The 15,856-nt window shown below is 50.8% G+C and carries 15 protein-coding genes and 2 tRNA genes; 11 read left to right on the top strand and 6 right to left on the bottom strand.

The features are described 5' to 3' along the window. Positions 1-361: 361 nt before the first annotated feature. The 3 genes from ACWAU4_RS17480 to rtcR all read right to left on the bottom strand — a co-directional run bounded on the left by ACWAU4_RS17480 (position 362) and on the right by rtcR (position 3,636). Positions 362-775, bottom strand: coding sequence for a hypothetical protein (locus ACWAU4_RS17480; protein WP_167717102.1), 414 nt, complete (start codon positions 773-775; stop codon positions 362-364). A gap of 12 nt (positions 776-787) precedes the next feature. Continuing rightward, entirely contained in the window at positions 788-1,339 is a 552-nt protein-coding gene (locus ACWAU4_RS17475) for a hypothetical protein (RefSeq protein WP_167717100.1), read from the bottom strand. A 683-nt stretch (positions 1,340-2,022) separates the two neighbouring features. Then, positions 2,023-3,636: an RNA repair transcriptional activator RtcR gene (gene rtcR, locus ACWAU4_RS17470; protein WP_208125045.1), complete on the bottom strand. Its 1,614-nt coding sequence runs from the start codon at positions 3,634-3,636 to the stop codon at positions 2,023-2,025. A gap of 260 nt (positions 3,637-3,896) precedes the next feature. Here rtcR and ACWAU4_RS17465 point away from each other — a divergent pair. From ACWAU4_RS17465 to ACWAU4_RS17430, 8 genes are all read left to right on the top strand, one after another. Then, positions 3,897-3,967: transfer RNA gene (locus ACWAU4_RS17465), tRNA-Pro, on the top strand. 1 nt (position 3,968) lies between these two features. Beyond that, positions 3,969-4,038 (top strand) — tRNA-Leu (locus tag ACWAU4_RS17460). 258 nt (positions 4,039-4,296) lie between these two features. Beyond that, positions 4,297-5,466, top strand: a complete 1,170-nt coding sequence (locus tag ACWAU4_RS17455; RefSeq protein WP_025009018.1) for a slipin family protein — start codon at positions 4,297-4,299, stop codon at positions 5,464-5,466. Positions 5,467-5,535: 69 nt separating this feature from the next. Then, positions 5,536-6,762 carry an RtcB family protein gene (locus ACWAU4_RS17450; RefSeq protein WP_144379904.1) on the top strand — a complete coding sequence of 409 codons (1,227 nt, stop codon included), beginning with the start codon at positions 5,536-5,538 and terminating at the stop codon, positions 6,760-6,762. A 3-nt stretch (positions 6,763-6,765) separates the two neighbouring features. Further along, positions 6,766-7,803: an RNA 3'-terminal phosphate cyclase gene (gene rtcA, locus ACWAU4_RS17445; RefSeq protein ID WP_107110579.1), complete on the top strand. Its 1,038-nt coding sequence runs from the start codon at positions 6,766-6,768 to the stop codon at positions 7,801-7,803. A gap of 54 nt (positions 7,804-7,857) precedes the next feature. Continuing rightward, on the top strand, positions 7,858-8,070 hold the full coding sequence (locus tag ACWAU4_RS17440) for a hypothetical protein (protein ID WP_096140933.1): 213 nt from the start codon (positions 7,858-7,860) through the stop codon (positions 8,068-8,070). Positions 8,071-8,252: 182 nt separating this feature from the next. After that, positions 8,253-9,527, top strand: a complete 1,275-nt coding sequence (locus ACWAU4_RS17435; protein ID WP_208125044.1) for a serine hydrolase domain-containing protein — start codon at positions 8,253-8,255, stop codon at positions 9,525-9,527. A gap of 225 nt (positions 9,528-9,752) precedes the next feature. Then, positions 9,753-10,028: a hypothetical protein gene (locus ACWAU4_RS17430; RefSeq protein ID WP_208125043.1), complete on the top strand. Its 276-nt coding sequence runs from the start codon at positions 9,753-9,755 to the stop codon at positions 10,026-10,028. 309 nt (positions 10,029-10,337) lie between these two features. Here the strand turns inward: ACWAU4_RS17430 and ACWAU4_RS17425 are convergent, their stop codons facing one another. Then, positions 10,338-10,736 carry a (R)-mandelonitrile lyase gene (locus ACWAU4_RS17425; RefSeq protein ID WP_025009023.1) on the bottom strand — a complete coding sequence of 133 codons (399 nt, stop codon included), beginning with the start codon at positions 10,734-10,736 and terminating at the stop codon, positions 10,338-10,340. A gap of 102 nt (positions 10,737-10,838) precedes the next feature. On the opposite strand from ACWAU4_RS17425, the gene ACWAU4_RS17420 reads away from it, so the two are divergent. Next, positions 10,839-11,735, top strand: a complete 897-nt coding sequence (locus tag ACWAU4_RS17420; RefSeq protein ID WP_208125042.1) for a LysR family transcriptional regulator — start codon at positions 10,839-10,841, stop codon at positions 11,733-11,735. A gap of 66 nt (positions 11,736-11,801) precedes the next feature. On the opposite strand, the gene ACWAU4_RS17415 is transcribed toward ACWAU4_RS17420, so the two are convergent. Continuing rightward, the gene (locus ACWAU4_RS17415; RefSeq protein ID WP_071237072.1) at positions 11,802-12,737 is read right to left on the bottom strand and encodes a LysR family transcriptional regulator; all 936 of its coding nucleotides are present in this window, start codon (positions 12,735-12,737) and stop codon (positions 11,802-11,804) included. A gap of 172 nt (positions 12,738-12,909) precedes the next feature. On the opposite strand from ACWAU4_RS17415, the gene ACWAU4_RS17410 reads away from it, so the two are divergent. After that, positions 12,910-14,199, top strand: a complete 1,290-nt coding sequence (locus tag ACWAU4_RS17410; protein WP_045282973.1) for a DUF2254 domain-containing protein — start codon at positions 12,910-12,912, stop codon at positions 14,197-14,199. A 61-nt stretch (positions 14,200-14,260) separates the two neighbouring features. Continuing rightward, positions 14,261-14,836 carry a hypothetical protein gene (locus ACWAU4_RS17405; protein WP_025888839.1) on the top strand — a complete coding sequence of 192 codons (576 nt, stop codon included), beginning with the start codon at positions 14,261-14,263 and terminating at the stop codon, positions 14,834-14,836. Positions 14,837-14,919: 83 nt separating this feature from the next. Here the strand turns inward: ACWAU4_RS17405 and ACWAU4_RS17400 are convergent, their stop codons facing one another. Then, positions 14,920-15,156: a YdcH family protein gene (locus tag ACWAU4_RS17400; protein ID WP_025009029.1), complete on the bottom strand. Its 237-nt coding sequence runs from the start codon at positions 15,154-15,156 to the stop codon at positions 14,920-14,922. Positions 15,157-15,856 lie beyond the last annotated feature (700 nt).

Below are 15,856 nucleotides of genomic sequence, written 5' to 3'. Positions count from 1 at the left end.
GTCTGGATGTGAAGCGGACAGGGCTGTTGAGATCGGCGTACAGCATTAGGTTTTTAGTGCTGTATGGCTTTTTCAGGAGAGAAGGGGTATGGGAGGTCGTTCGAGACTAAACATACCTCATTAATACTTTGGATAAACATATCGAGCTGAGAACTGAGCATGTTGTTTATCAGTCCAGGTGGTAGCCCATCAGAAAATTTGCCCGTCAAGCCGTGTTAAATGTGTGAGACAGGAATACTCAGTTGGTGCATAGCCAAATAATCTGGGGCTGGGAGATGATAGCGTCAGGGCGCTGATAAAACGGAAACTGGGCCAGATTCGTGTGGCAGACCCAGAGTTCCAGGGTTAGGAGGTGGGTGAGCTAGTACAGCTTATCAAACCAAATATCGACCGCCCCCGCCTGTTGCAGTCCAGCCAAGAAATTGGTGTTGATAACAAGTTCTTTTTTATCCCACGCCAGTGGCGTGCCTTTTGCCGTGTGCTCATCCAGTGACGCCAGCTCAGGTAACAGTGCAAAATCAATGAAGGTATACTCAGTGCACACTTTATCCAGGTCATGCTCGGTATTAGGCGCGTTAAAATCCAATTCCCCCCACCAATGGGTGAGTTGATCGAGCCATTTGTCATCGAGGTCTTCGATGATGTCGTCATAAAGATACAGCGTTTTGATTTCACCAAAATGCATATAAACATCCGGTTGTGTGAACACCAATTTCGCACGGTTTTCAGGTAGCACGGCCTCTACGGCGGCTTTTTCAAAAGGAATGAATGTCATACTGCATCCTTGTTAGGCAAACTGTTCGCAGGGTTTAAAGGTGGTGTTGATTGGATTGGTAGCCATGATACGTTCGACTATGGAGCGATGGAACAGAATGCGTGCGGATTCTGCCATCATAAAAATGAGTCGCTGATTGAGCGGGGTTTGTGCGAGCAGAGCTTCATCCAGTACCAGTTTCTCCAACCCCGTCAGCCCACCCATTGAATCTATGTATGAGTACTTGGATTTTTCAACATCGGCGCATTTAAGTTCTTGCAGATAGTTGATAAACAGATAATCGCGGCGTCCGTTGGCATTAGTTATGTGCGCAGGCACCCAGTTGATACCATAGATATATTGCAGACCCGCTTCAATCACTACGCGCTTGGACAGCGCGATCACTTTGGTGCGCACAAATTCAGGGGTTTGATATTCGTCTTCCGGTTTGTAGGTTTCATAGATACGAATGGGTTCAATCGGCGGGCGGGCGCACTCTTTATAATTGATATACCGCTTATCGTGATCACTCACCTCAGTCATCGCACAGGGACCGCTGCTGGTAATTAAATAATATTCACTCATTTCCTATTTCCAATGTCTTGCTAACCAAGGCCTTGGTCATCAATTGTCTTTTGGCATTTAATTGTGTTGGTCAGGTGGAAGTTTGTTCCAGTGTTTACATGGGGGTTTTTACTCTCGATTCACCATTGGCACACCTTCCCTAATAGCTGCGCGGCAGTTTTAGCAAAATCTGTGACAACCCAATTGAAATCATCAATATGATCTCCCCATCGTTTGCATAAGTCACGAATCTTTTGTAAAAAATTCATGATCTTGTTCGTTATGGCTACATCTGCCCGGGTTCTTAAAAGACAGATGCTTCCATTGAGGAAACATCACCTTCTAAAGTTGACCTGCTTAGGTATTGAAGTGATGGAAAAGTTGAGTTTCAGGCCGGATGAAAATCGCACTGGATTCGGCTGAGATAAGGGGTCAGCCTCTGGCTACAGGCAAAGAGCAGTACCTCACTTATGTTGTTGTGCAATTCAGGTTTTACAAGTAAGTGCTGACTGACTCAGGTACCAAGTGGCCCTTTGAATAGACGACTAAAGTCCCTGTTAAGCTTGAGCTCGTCATCGATGGGATGTTTTAGCGATTCAAAAATGGCGGTTGTGGCTGCGAGAGCCAACGGGGCGAAGCTTATCTATCTACTTATTCTATTGGCGTGTCGGTGAGTTTGTTCAAACCTCTTGCATCCTATGATATCAGGCTAATTCTTTCCCCTTGGATTGTATCTTCGACCAAGTTAAGCCGAATTTTTGGAGATACTTTTGCAATCTTGTCGAGTCGTTGGTTTGGGCTTTCTTGGTTCTACTGACATCGAATAACTCTCTGCCGGCCGATGCCATACTGCCGTGTTGCTTGCAGATATTTAAAACATAGTTGAGCTGATTGGCATCAAACTGGTCCAACTGGGCAATTTCTTCATCTGCAAGATACTGCTTCAGCGTTTCTACCTGAGTATCGTGTGGAGAAGATTGCCAGAACTGCTCTAGTCGCGCGATTTCTTCTTTCACATCATCCACAGAGATCCTTGATGAGTCTGCCAATGTACACAATCTTGTGATGGCTGAACTTAGATCGCGGAAATTACCCGACCAAATAGCCATGTTGGAAGTGGCAAAGTTTTCGAATGCAACCCTAGCCTCTTTATTGAATTGAATTCGCTGTCCGGTTTTTTGTTCGTAGAGTCTGACTTCGTAGTCAATATTGGCTGGAATGTCTTCTTTGCGATCTTTTAATGCGGGGAGTTCATAGGTCCACAAGTTGATCCTGGCCAGCAGATCTTCCCGAAAAAGGCCCTGATGGACTTGTGACTTCAGATTTCTATTTGTTCCGGCTATCAACTGAAAGTCGCTGGATACCGGTTGATCACTGCCCACAGGATGAAAAGTCTTGTTTTCAATTGCGTGCAGCAGCATGGCTTGTTCTTCCAGCCCGAGCTCACCTATTTCATCTAGAAATAACATGCCTTTATTTGCTGTCAGAAGGTATCCACGGCGTTCTTTTTGCGCCCCGGTAAAGGCTCCTTTGGTGTGACCAAACAATGCTGCCATGGCATTTTCGCCTCTCAGCGTTGCACAGTTTACCGATACCAGCTCTCCTTCCAACATTGAGCGCTTTTTCTTCAGCTGAAAAATACGGGTAGCAAGTTGACTCTTGCCGGCACCGGTTGGGCCTGTGAGCAACATAGGATCGCTGGAGCGGATCGCGACCTTTTCGATTTGCGTAATCAGCCGGTTAAATGCCGCATTTTTCGTCTCTATACCACTCTTAAGAAACTCTTTTCCTTCGAGGTGTTCCTTGTCGAAGCGTGTCGCCAGTTGGTCGTACTTGGAAAGGTCCAAATCAATGATCTGGGTTTTTCCTATAGCCTTATTTTTATTGCCTCTATCCGGTGAGGTTTGTATCAAGCGGCCGGGAAAGTGGCCGCTCTCTGTCAGCAGGAAAATACATATCTGCAGAACATGGGTACCTGTGGTGATATGGAATAGATAGTCGTTCCGGTCGGTATCGAATACCTGTTGGTGGCACCAATCATAGAGTTTTGAGTAAGCCTCTTCAAAATCCCAGGGATCATTGAAGTTCACATTGTGTAATTCGACTTCTGTTTCCGGTGAAATGCTGCCAATATCGGCCGCAACACTGCTGGCCAATCTTTTACTGTGGTTGTCATGAAGCATGTGCAGTTGGCTGACAATCAAATCTTCTTGGCTGCATAAGCTGACATTGGGGCGCCACTTGGCCCATCTATCACTTCCTTTCCCTGTGTAATCCAATTGAGTGCCAACCAAACTTACGACCACAGTGCGCTTCATTGATTGTGATATCCATATTGATATGTTTGTATCCATTTAATTACTTTTTTTGTTTTCGGTCAACCTGGTAGTAAATCAGGGTTTATGAGTTGCGAAAATTATTTATTTTTAATAATCATGGTGTTATGAATTTTGTTTTTAGTTGGTACCTAAGTTGGCACATTGATTGATATAGATAACTTGTCTGATTAAGTGGTTGTGATTCAAAGGTCACACCGGTGCGCTGAACACTGTGACTGCGTATGCCTAATCAAATGCACTATTAAGTAGCTCAGCTGGAAGAGCAGCGAAGTGGATTCGTCGGTCATGGGTTCGATTCCCATCTTAATAGGATTTAAGTAGCTCAGAGGGTAGAGCAGCGGCGTAATGTCGTAGTCGAAGGTTCGAATCCTTCCTTAAATACAGGTAGCTCAAATTGGTAGAGCATCGAAGTGTTAATTCGATTGTTGTGGGTTCAAATCCCGCCCTAAATTCAAATTGCAAGAATCAAGGTTAGCGAGTCGTTTTTGCCAATGACTGATAAACGCTAAAGATGGACCAATGGTAGCCAGCAGGATGCTCCCTGCCATTTAGAAATCAGGTGCCTTTCTCAGTTAAGCAATGAACTCTTGCTAACTCCACTTACTTCCGGGTAAGTGAAAGGATAAAAGGAAATTAACTATGTTTAAAAAACTCTCAATAAGAAAAACGGTTACAGTCGCTGAAAACCAAAGGGTATTGATGTTTAAAAATCAAATGCTGGCGGATGTACTTATGCCCGGGAAGCACAAAATTTGGGATATTAAAGATGATCTGGAATTCATTACCTTTGATATCAATACGCTCTACTTTGCTGAAAAAAATGCCGACAGACTTTACCGAAGCAGCGATGCTCTGCGTAAACACATCTCGCATTGGAAACTGTCGAGCAATGAAGTGGGATTGCTCTATGTGGACGATCTGCTGCAAGGCATTGTTGCACCGGGTGAGCACCTTTACCTGTGGAAAGACGCGGGGGAATTGAGGTTGGATACCCTCTCAATTGAGGAAAATCTGCAAGTTGATGAAAAGCTGCTCTTCTTGATCAATCGTGCGGGAGCCAATACCGCTACAAGATTGATCAGAAGCAACCGTACAGTGGCGATTAAGCCGATTGCGGATATCTCTGTCGCCAAAGACCATATCGGCTTGTTGTATGTAAATGGTCGATTCATACGCAGGTTAGAGCCGGGGCAGCACGCATTTTGGCAGTTCAATCACACGATTGAAGTGAAGCCCTTTGATTGCCGGACGCAGATGCTGGAGATTTCAGGCCAGGAAATCTTGAGTAAAGACAGGGTGAGCCTGCGGATTAATCTTAGCGCGAGCATTAGATTGCAGGATGCCGAACTTGCTGCCCGCAGCGTGGATAAGGTGGATGACTTTGTCTACAAAACATTGCAACTGGCGTTACGGGAAGCGGTTGGCACTAAGTCCCTGGACGATATTCTGTTGGATAAGTTGTATGTCAATGAAACAGTTAAGGAACTGGTTTCAGATCAGCTTACTGCTATAGGTATCTCACTGGTCAATGTGGGCGTGAAGGACATTATTCTGCCCGGAGAGATGAAGGCGATATTGAATCAGGTGGTGGAAGCACAAAAAGCGGCGGAAGCCAATGTGATCAAGCGCCGCGAAGAAACATCGGCCACCAGAAGTTTGCACAACACTGCCAAGGTGATGGAAAACAATCCTACCTTGATGCGGTTGAAGGAGCTTGAAGCACTCGAGAAAGTGTCGGACAAGATAGGCAACCTGACGGTTTACGGCGGCCTGGAAGGGCTTATGAATGGCATAGTGAAAATTGCCTGACGGGAAGGGCTGCGGCGAAGAGGATGCCGCAGCCCGCTGAGAAATGGATTGGAAGTAAAGGAATTAGTAATGTGTAGTAATTACAACGTTATAGAAAGCAAGGGACGGGCAACGATTAAAGCGTGGACCAAGGGAGTTCCTTTTGAAGACAAGGCTCTGGAGCAGTTGAACAACATTGCCGCTATGCCTTTGGTACATTCACACATAGCGGTTATGCCGGATGTCCATATGGGCAAGGGGGCAACCATTGGCAGCGTAATACCATCGGTGGATGCCGTTATTCCCGCTGCCGTTGGTGTCGATATTGGCTGCGGCATGGTAGCCGTCAAAACGACCTTATCCGCCAGTCAGCTTCCGGATAATTTGGCTGGAATAAGAAGTGCCTTTGAGGCCGCTATCCCCCATGGCCGAACCGGAAGAGCTAGAGGGGCAAGGGACAGAGGTGCCTGGCACAATGTTCCTGAGCTGGTGGCCGAGGAATGGAAAAAACTGGCAACCAGGTTCGAGCGAATTTGTGAAAAGCACCCGGCAATAAAGAAGAGTAATAACCTGAACCACTTAGGCACTATGGGTACAGGTAATCACTTTCTTGAGCTCTGTTTGGACGAAAATAATGCCGTGTGGATTCTGTTGCATTCAGGTAGTCGCGGTGTGGGCAACCGGATAGGTACCTATTTTATCGAACTGGCCAGGAAAGAGATGCAGCGCCATCAGATTAACCTGCCCGATATGGATTTGGCTTATCTGGAAGAGGGGAGTGAGTATTTTGATGACTATGTCGAGGCTGTGGAGTGGGCGCAGGATTATGCGGCGAAAAACCGTGAAATCATGATGTTCAATGCGATTGCAGCCTTAAGAAAGCAGATCCCGACAGGGTTTTCGACAGCGGAATTGGCGGTGAATTGCCATCACAACTATATCTCCCGGGAGCGGCATTTCGGTAAAGACTGCTATGTCACCCGTAAAGGTGCCGTTCGAGCCGAAAAGGGCGAAATGGGGATTATTCCAGGCAGTATGGGGGCTCGTTCCTTCATTGTCAGGGGTTTGGGAAACCCCGAGAGTTTCAATAGCTGCAGTCACGGTGCCGGGCGGGTAATGTCCAGAACCCAGGCGAAAAAGGTATATAAGGTCAAAGATCAAATTGAAGCCACTCAAGGGGTGGAGTGCCGTAAAGATGCGGCAGTCATTGATGAGATACCTCATGCCTACAAGGATATAGATAAGGTCATGGAAGCGCAGAAAGATTTGGTTGAAGTGGTTTACACCTTGAAGCAAGTTGTGTGCGTTAAGGGGTAAATCATGCCGTATTTAGTGATAGATGGGGCGCAGGGAGAAGGCGGTGGTCAGGTGTTAAGGACAGCATTGACCCTGTCTATTTTGACTCAGCGGCCAATCGAAATAGTCAATATTCGAGCCAAGCGTAAGAAACCCGGATTGCTGCGCCAACACCTGACCTCGGTATTGGCGGCACAAGCGATATGTGAGGCGAGCACAGAAGGGGTGGAACTGGGCTCCAGCCGGATACGGTTTTCGCCCGGTGAGGTTTTGCCCGGCGATTATCGTTTCGCCATTGGCACAGCAGGAAGTACAGTGTTGGTGTGCCAAACCATTTTGCCGGTTTTGGCGCTGGCGAAGGCAGGCTCCAAGGTCGAGTTTGAAGGTGGCACGCACAATGGAATGTCGCCCTCGCTGTGTTTTCTGGAGCAGTCCTATTTGCCGCTGTTAAAGCTGATGGGCATCGATTGCCAAATTGTGAAGTCTTCGCTTGGGTTTTATCCGGTAGGTGGTGGCAAGTGGCAGATAGAGATAAAGCCGGCAAAAGTCTTGAGCCCAATTAGGCTCATGGAGCCTGGAAGTGAGTTTGCAAAAAAACCGGAAAACTGCGGGCTTCATGCACTTGTCAGCCAGTTACCTGTGTCTATTGGGCAAAGAGAAGTGGCTGCAGCAAAAACGGTTCTGGGGTGGAGCGCATCGTCAGGCATAATCACGGATGTGGACTCCATAGGGCCAGGTAATAGCTTTCAGTTAACAATCCAGGGTAAGACACATACCAACCTGTTTGAAGTGGTTGGTGAGCAGGGCCTCTCGGCAGAGCGCGTGGCCAAGCGATGTGCGGGGCGGGTAAATAAGTTTGTTAGCGCCGAAGCAGCAGTGGAAGAGCAACTGGCGGATCAGTTACTCATTCCCATGGCCTTGGCTGGAAAGGGCAGTTACACGACCAGCAAACCGAGCCTGCACACAAGCACCAATATTGAGGTCATCAAGCAGTTTATGGATATCAATATTAGGGCTGAACAGCAAAATGAGCTGTGTTGGCAAATTAGCATAAGCAGCTGAACTACCGTGGAGGCTAGCAGCCAGGCGGGCGAAAAATAAAAAGGAGAATAGAGCATGTCAGGTGAACGTATCACCCATGATGGTGAAAGAGAGCGTTGCCCAGTGCATGGGCATACCAGGCGCTTATCCCGCAAGGAAATCAGCGAGATCAAGCATGCTGTCGAGGTGGCCAATTCAAAGGCCAAGCGCAGTGGCAAGAAGCCCAAGGAGCCGCAAATCGGCTTGTTCAGCTGTAAATGCAACTGCTTCTACGTCAAAGTTGATTAGTCGCTGTAGCTGAGTTTGTTAAACAGCCTGGCAGCGGGACCTTTTGCTCCCGGCAATACTCGCCATATTTCTCTCACAACAACTTGAACCCACTACCAAAGCCCACTAGGTTAGTGTGGTGCAATGGAAGGCGGGATAGTCTAGCTCGCCGGTATGCGATAACAGATAGGGAGAGGCTGTTTATGTTCAATCGAGTGTTGAGTCGGGAGTGCTTGGGAGCCAGGCCCTTTGGCAATAAGGTGGTCGTCAGCGCCAAGAGGTTTTGGGCTTATCTGCCTATCCATGCGTCTATCTTGGTCTCTGTGAGTTTGCTGAGCGCCTGCAATTCGGATTCACAAGAAGTGGTGCTCAATCCTGTCGACACGGCCAAGATGCAGAAGACGGTGGAACAACTGGCCAAGGAGATGCTGGTGCCCGGCGCCGTGGTGATTCTGCGAACGCCTAGGGGCGACTTTAAAACCGCCTATGGGGTAACCCGTTATGGCGGCAGTGAAGCGACCGACTTTGATCAGCATGTCAGGGTGGGCTCCAATACCAAGACCTGGGTCGGTACCGTGATTTTGCAGATGGCGCAGCAAGGGCGACTGCAACTGAGTGACACTGTCTCCATGTATCTCGACAATGTGCCAAACGGTGAGTCGATCACCATAGAGCATTTGCTTACTATGCGTAGCGGCCTGTTCAATTACAGCACCACGCTCGAGTTGAATCAGACACTTGATGAGCAGCCAACCAAGGTGTGGACTCAGGCTGAGCTGCTGGCAATGAGTTTTGCCCATAAGCCAGGTTTTGCCTCCGGCAGCGCATTTGAATACTCCAATACCAATACCGTCTTGCTGGGACTGATCGCCGAGCAAATCGATGGCAAGCCGCTGGCGGCTGTGATGCAGCAGAGGTTGTTTGCCCCCTTGGGTCTTGAGCGGACTCTGTTTCCCGATATCCATTCTAATACTCTTCCCGCGCCCTTGGCGCGGGGTTATATGTATGGCACCAATGTGTTGACTATGGATCCGCCTTATATGCTGCCCGAAAAGATGCAGCGAGAAGCCAGAGAGGGCATTCTGGCCCCCATAGATCAAACCGAGGCCAATCCTTCCTGGGGCTGGGCGGCCGGCGCCGGGATCTCCAGTGCCAATGAGTTGGCAACCTGGGTAGAAGCTTTGGTTGCCGGAGAACTGCTGGATGCCGATTGGCAGCGAAGGCGTCTGGATAGTGTCAGGCCGATAGATCCCGATAATCCCAACACTGCCTATTATGGGCTGGGGATCGCCAAGTTTGGCAGCCTCTATGGTCATACTGGTGAGCTGCCCGGCTATAACTCCTTTATGGGGCATGATCCTGTCAACAAGGTGACTCTGGTGGTTTGGACCAACCTGGCACCGGCGGTGGATGGCAAAGATCCGGCTACCACCATAGCAGCGGCCCTAATTAACATGCTCTATATTCCATCCCGTTAGCGTTAAACCCGCGCCGGGGAAGGAGAGCCTCCCCGGCAAACCTCCTGATTGGCCTCTTCCAATTTGCGCCATAAAGCCATCGCCTGGCATGGTTTTATGCCTTGCAGTTTTCTTGTGCTCCCTTGAGTTTCGGTGCTGCGCATTTTGGTAATGATTTGTTCTTAATGCAAAATATCTCTATCATTGCCGCTCGGCTGTTGGCTGGAAACGTTTAGAAGGGAATCCATGAAAGAACTTGTCAGGGAAAACAAACGGCCGGACTTCAGGCTGTTGCAAAGCTTTGTTGTTCGTACTTTGGTGGGCGCTATGTTCGCCTACTATCTGGTGTATCTCGCCAATGAGCCTTTTGAGCATCAGTTGGCCTATATCGCCGTGTGCGTCCTGTTGTCGCTGCTGATGGACTATTTAACAGCCAGAAGCAAAGGCGCGTTGGAGGTCAAACTGGTTGAAGGCAAGTTAGCCTTGCTTGGGGTCACCATAGAGATAGCCCAGATAGAATAGGTACTTTACTGCCAGAGCAAGCGCTTTGAACACCAACTGAGGTTTCGTTTCAAGGATCGCACCTATCAGGACTTTGAGCTATCCGAGCCGTCATTGATAGCCGATTTGCAACTCTACTATTTTTTGCTGGATAACCAATTGCCGGTGAAAATGCTGGACAATGCCGAGCGCCTCAACTGAAGCGCCGGCACCTGCCTTGGCTGCACCCTATATCAAGCCTATTACCCGTGTGAAGGGTATTATTCAGGTGAGCGCCATTGTCCGGATATCGCTTCAACCGGGTCGAAAACCGCTCCGGGCTGATCGGCATCAAGCCTGATATTCATCGTCAGTGACTTTTTCCATCCAGATGGCAGCCGGTGCTGTCTCCGATGCTTCGGCTACGGCCACATGGCTCATGGCCCTGTCTTGGCTGGCCCCGTGCCAGTGTTTTTCGTTGGCTGCAATCCATACGGTATCACCGGCTTCAATCATTTGTTTCGGCTCACCGGCTTTTTGGATCCAACCCCTTCCCTCCGTGACATACAAGAGTTGCCCGGCGCCGTGGGCATGCCAGGCGGTGCGGGCACCAGGCTCGAAGGTGACCAGTGCGGCACCGATACGCGATGGGCTGCCGGGTTCAAAGTGATTATCGATTCTTACCCGACCGGAGAAGGTGGCTTCCGGGCCCTGAAGGGATTGGCTGGCGGCATTTTTGATGATTTTCATGATCTGTTCCTGTGTAGATGAGGACTTGCATTCGATCTTAGTCGCGCAGATTATGTAATTTAAATGATATGTCAGTATTGGCTTTATATTTGAGATTCATATATGAGACGGGAAGAGCTGGGGGATTTATGGGTGTTTCAGGCGGTAGTTGAAGAGGGCAGCTTTACTCGCGCCGCGGCCAGGTTGGGGACATCACAATCCTCTGTCAGCCATACCATAAGGCGCCTGGAGCAGCGCCTCAATGTACAACTGTTGAATCGAACCACCCGCAGCGTGGCTGCCACTGAGGCTGGGCAGCAGTTGCTGCAGACCCTAAGGCCTGCCTTTGGTCAGATAGCCGAGCAGTTGGAGCGACTCAACAGTTTCAGGCAGGAGATCAGCGGCCACATTCGGCTTACCGCCACCAAGTTTGCCGCCGAGTCGATATTGCTGCCGGTGGTTAATCGCTTACTGGCGCAGCATCCACAGCTGCAAATCGAGGTTTCTGTGGATCAACAACTGCTTGATTTGGCCGCTCAAGGTTTTGATGCCGGGGTACGATTGGGCGAACAGGTAGCCAAAGACATGGTTGCCGTGCGTATCAGCCCGGATCTGCGTATGCTGGTGGCGGGCTCGCCGGATTACTTTTCCCGCCATGCAAAGCCGACCATCCCCCAGGACTTGACCGGGCATAATGGCATTAATCTGCGTCTTCCCACTTCGGGCGGCTTGTATGTGTGGGAGTTTGCCAAAGAGGGCCGCGAGCTGAATGTGCGGGTAAGCGGCCAGCTTATCTGCAATGAACCAGATTTGGTGACCAAGGCAGCCATTGCCGGTGCCGGGCTCTGTTTTCAACCTGAGGATGCGTTGGCACCGGCGATAACGGCCGGTGAACTGCTCCCGGTGTTGGAAGATTGGTGCCCGCGGTTTGCCGGTTATCACCTCTATTTTCCGAGTGGGCGTCAGCACTCGGCCGCCTTTAGATTACTGATTGATGCGCTCAAGTATTCAGGCGCTTAATTGAACCGTTACTGTATTGACCTGCAGACCAGGGCGTTGTTGTATAAGGCGAATTCTGGCGACGCTTCATTGCTGATTGGCCGGGATTACTGTGTCGGCAATCATCTGCCTCAGCCATTTGTGGGCAGGGTCTTGATTGAAGTGCTTGTGCCACAACAACACGTACGCACCGGGCACCAGATCTATCGGCACTTCCAGCGTCGCCAACTCAACATGTTGCAGCGCCTGGGCCGCATATTTGGCCGGCGCGCAGAGGATTAACTCGCTGTGGCGACACAGCTCCAGCGCAGTGGGAAAGTCGGTGATATTGGCGCGGATCCGCCGGGTCTTGTGCTTCAGCGCCAACACATCGTCCAACAACCAATGTTCGATTCCGCCAAAGGCTACCTGCAGATGCTCGAAGCTGAGAAAACGCTCCAGGTTCCAGTCGCCCTCGAGCGCAGGATGATCCGGCGGCAGCAGGCAGATGGGTTTGTCGCGAGTCAGCTCCAGATACTCGAGTTCATCCGGCAGGCTGTTGATATGCATCAGCGAGCGCGGATCCCACTCGCGGCAGCCTATGGCAAAGTCCAGCTCGCAGCGCAGCAGCTGCTCCATGGTGCCCGGGTACCAGGTCTTGCAGTTGATATCCAGCCCGGGAGCCTGGCGCAGCAAGGAAGGCATAAAATGCGGCAGAGTGAGGGAGTAGGCGGTTTCCACCAAGTGCATACGAAACTGACGTTCACTGGCGGTGGGGTCAAACTCGTCCGGTAGCGTCAGCCGCTCGGCCAACCTGAGCCATTGCTGCAGCTCTGGCCCCAGAGCCAGCGCTCTGGGAGTGGGTTTGAGGCCGAAGGCGCTGCGTTCAAACAGCGGGTCATTGAACAACTCCCGCAGGCGATTAAGCTGCTTGCTGACGGCCGATTGACTCAGGTGCAACCGCCTGGCCGCGCCGGTAACGCTTTGTTCTTCCAGCAGGACTTCCAATACCGGAAGCAGGTTGAGATCGACTTTCATTATTATCCTGGCCGCAGGGTAGAAGCTTAAGGGAAGGTGCTAATAGGTCCTGGTGACGCTCTGGCTTGCACTATAGGACTTGTTGGCGCCTTCCCAAGTCTAACAGCTTGATCTGCCTGTCCAAAGAACAAAAGGCTGCTATTCTGGCCAGGGAGAGAGTCATCAAAGGAGTGGGATTATGCTGAGTAAATGGGGCTGGCGGCTGTTGCAATTGAGCCGCAAACTCTGGATGCGCACTGTGCTGTTTGCGATTCTGGCGGTGGTTACCGCATTGCTGGCGATAGTGGTGCAGGGAGTTATTCCCCCTTCGCTGTCGGGCATGATAGGTGCAGATGCGGTGGACAAGCTGCTCAATATCCTCGCCTCCAGCATGTTGGCCGTGACCACCTTTTCCCTGAGTGTGATGATTTCCGCCTATGGCGCAGCCACCAGCAATATTTCCCCCAGAGCAACCAAGCTGTTGATGGAAGACTCCACTGCCCAGCAGGCGCTGGCTACCTTTGTCGGCTCCTTTGTTTTCAGCATAGTGGGCATTATCGCCCTCAGTACCGGTGTCTATGGCGAAGAGGGGCGGGTGGTACTGTTTCTGGTGACTGTGGCCGTGGTGGTATTGATAGTGGCCACCATTCTGGTGTGGATCAATCATTTGTCCAAGCTAGGCCGGGTAGGGGAAACCACAGACAGGATTGAAAAGGCGGCCGGAGCGGCTATCCAGCGGCGCTGTGAGCATCCCTGGCTGGACGGGCGGCGCCTGGCATCCGAGGAGGATATTCCCAAAGGGGCTTTAGCTCTCTATCCGGCCGACACAGGCTATGTGCAGCATGTGGATCTCGGCAGCATCAATCAATGGGCCGAAGATTACGGCGCCGAAGCCTATATCACGTCATTGCCAGGTGCCTTTGTCCATCAGGGACGGCCACTGCTGTGGCTGAGTTTTCAGGCTGAGGATGGCGGTGTCGATGATGCTCAGTTGCAGCCACTGCACAAGGCTTTTACCGTGGCCAATGAACGTTCTTTCGATCAAGACCCTCGCTTTGGGTTGTCGGTATTGGCCGAAGTGGCATCGAGGGCCTTGTCGGCGGCGGTGAATGATCCTGGCACAGCGATAGATGTGATTGGTCGCGGAGTCAGATTGATAGCCAAATGGCAGGTGACTGATGAGCAGAATCTGCCGACGCCTGAGGCTATTCCCTATCCCAGAGTTTGGATGCTGCCGATACGTCTTGAAGAGCTGTTCGATGACTTTTTTATGCCGATAGCCCGGGATGGTGCGGCGCTGGTGGAGATTCACATTCGGCTGCAAAAAGCCTTTCAAGCCTTGTCCAACCGGGCAGAGTTTAGCGAGGTGTGTCGCAAACACTCCGAGCTGGCGCTGGCCAGAGCCGAACAGGTACTGACGTTTGAGCCAGATGTTACACTGCTTCGGAAGCTTGCCGCCGAGCTACAGCAAGAGCCAGGTAACGGATAGCTGGCGTAGAACTCAGCTTGCGGCTATGCTATTCGCGGACTGTTTTTATCAGGGAAAGATAATGAAACCTTCAAATCTATTACTTGTTGCCTCATTGGCATTGGCGGCGCCGCTGCAGGCTGCCGAAGATCCTGCCGTAGCCGAAGCCATTGAGGCCGGGTTACAACATTACCGCAAGGGTGAATTGAGCCAGGCCAGTTCACAACTGGATTATGCCTCAACCCTTATCCGGCAGCAGCGGGCCGGAGAAGTCGTAGGGGTATTTCCCGAGCCATTGCCGGGTTGGCAAGCCGATGATCCTTCAAGCGATACAGGTGGCATGATGTTGGGCGGGGGCATAAATGCCAGCCGCCACTACTACAAAGAAGACAGTGCGCAACTGGAGATAGAGCTGGTGCTCGACTCCCCCCTATTGCAGTCTGTTATGGCCATGCTGACCAATCCATCTATGATAGCCATGAGCGGCGGCAAGCTGGTCAAGGTTCAGGGGCATAACGCCATGCTCAGTACTGAATCCGGTGAGGCAGAGCTGACTGTGATAGTCAATGGCAATGCCATGTTCACTCTCTCGGGGGAAGGGGTTAAAGCCAGTGAATTGCAGGAGTTTGCCAACGCCCTGCATCTGGATAGGCTTTAAGATCCGGCTCGGAATCGAGCTAATCAGGATTTGATCATGGGCCCCTGCGGTTTAAGCTGCAAGGGCCTCTGTATTTGGGGTTATCAGCGCAGTAACTGCTGATAGAGCCAGGACTTGAGTTCGGCGCGGCGCAGTTTCAACTGGTTGAAACGTTCTTCTGCCGTGGGGACACAGTTTTCTTCCAATCCACGGATCTCATGGTCGAGGTCGTGATACTCGGCTGCCAGCTCGCGAAAGTGAGGATCGTTTTCCTTGAGTTGATGGATTTTCTGTTTGTGCTCCGGAAACTCCAGGATCAGCGCATGGTTTTCGCCCAACATAAGCTCTCTCCTTCAAATAGTGCCTGGCCGAAACAGGCTCAAGCCTTGATTCCTACTCTACCCAGCGGCGCTTTGTCTGTCATCCGCAGAAAGTCGACAAGTAACCATAATCCTGTTTAGTGGCAAGTGACCGCAATTTGCAACAACGCCAGCGGCGGCTCCAAAGGGGGGGAATTGCTGCAATTCCGCAAGCATATCGTTGTTTGACATTGCTTCTATGTCCACAGAAATACGCCCATTTTCCGGGCACAGGCGGAACTGTGACCGTCGAAAACAAGGATGTTTTCGACCGCATTTGTTCCAGACAAATGTCGGCATACACTCCATCCATGGAGATAAGAGATGTACTCGCAGCGAGTCACAGAATCGCCTGTGCATAAGCCTGCGGCAGGCAATGGGAGGCCGTCCGTCGCTGGAAGCCCTGCCAATACTAATTAGTAACTTTTAGTTAGAAGCCATGATAGCCGCTGTGCCAGCGGCCTAAAGTCGTGGTGTTCCACACCACACCGGACAAGGGGCTTTGCTTGTCCAAAGCCCCTTGCATCCCCAAGGACACCCCGACGTAGCCGAAATCCCCGCTGGCTTATGAAGCAAATTGGCTACACTCAGGACTCGCATCCCTGCTCGACCTTCGAGCCTCGACATCCCTGTCTCGACTACGCCAATTTGCAACAACGCCAGCGGCGGCTCCGAAGGGGAT

It is taken from the genome of Shewanella sp. FeAMO, assembly GCF_053653955.1.
The sequence above is the reverse complement of the archived record's forward strand: the minus strand, read 5'-3'. Positions and strand labels throughout refer to the sequence as shown.

Bases quoted from the DNA above. Each gene is read 5' to 3' on its own strand.
- ACWAU4_RS17480 (WP_167717102.1), bottom strand. From the start codon at position 775: ATGACATTCATTCCTTTTGAAAAAGCCGCCGTAGAGGCCGTGCTACCT.
- ACWAU4_RS17475 (WP_167717100.1), bottom strand. From the start codon at position 1,339: ATGAGTGAATATTATTTAATTACCAGCAGCGGTCCCTGTGCGATGACT.
- rtcR (WP_208125045.1), bottom strand. From the start codon at position 3,636: ATGAAGCGCACTGTGGTCGTAAGTTTGGTTGGCACTCAATTGGATTAC.
- ACWAU4_RS17455 (WP_025009018.1), top strand. From the start codon at position 4,297: ATGTTTAAAAAACTCTCAATAAGAAAAACGGTTACAGTCGCTGAAAAC.
- ACWAU4_RS17450 (WP_144379904.1), top strand. From the start codon at position 5,536: ATGTGTAGTAATTACAACGTTATAGAAAGCAAGGGACGGGCAACGATT.
- rtcA (WP_107110579.1), top strand. From the start codon at position 6,766: ATGCCGTATTTAGTGATAGATGGGGCGCAGGGAGAAGGCGGTGGTCAG.
- ACWAU4_RS17440 (WP_096140933.1), top strand. From the start codon at position 7,858: ATGTCAGGTGAACGTATCACCCATGATGGTGAAAGAGAGCGTTGCCCA.
- ACWAU4_RS17435 (WP_208125044.1), top strand. From the start codon at position 8,253: ATGTTCAATCGAGTGTTGAGTCGGGAGTGCTTGGGAGCCAGGCCCTTT.
- ACWAU4_RS17430 (WP_208125043.1), top strand. From the start codon at position 9,753: ATGAAAGAACTTGTCAGGGAAAACAAACGGCCGGACTTCAGGCTGTTG.
- ACWAU4_RS17425 (WP_025009023.1), bottom strand. From the start codon at position 10,736: ATGAAAATCATCAAAAATGCCGCCAGCCAATCCCTTCAGGGCCCGGAA.
- ACWAU4_RS17420 (WP_208125042.1), top strand. From the start codon at position 10,839: ATGAGACGGGAAGAGCTGGGGGATTTATGGGTGTTTCAGGCGGTAGTT.
- ACWAU4_RS17410 (WP_045282973.1), top strand. From the start codon at position 12,910: ATGCTGAGTAAATGGGGCTGGCGGCTGTTGCAATTGAGCCGCAAACTC.
- ACWAU4_RS17405 (WP_025888839.1), top strand. From the start codon at position 14,261: ATGAAACCTTCAAATCTATTACTTGTTGCCTCATTGGCATTGGCGGCG.
- ACWAU4_RS17400 (WP_025009029.1), bottom strand. From the start codon at position 15,156: ATGTTGGGCGAAAACCATGCGCTGATCCTGGAGTTTCCGGAGCACAAA.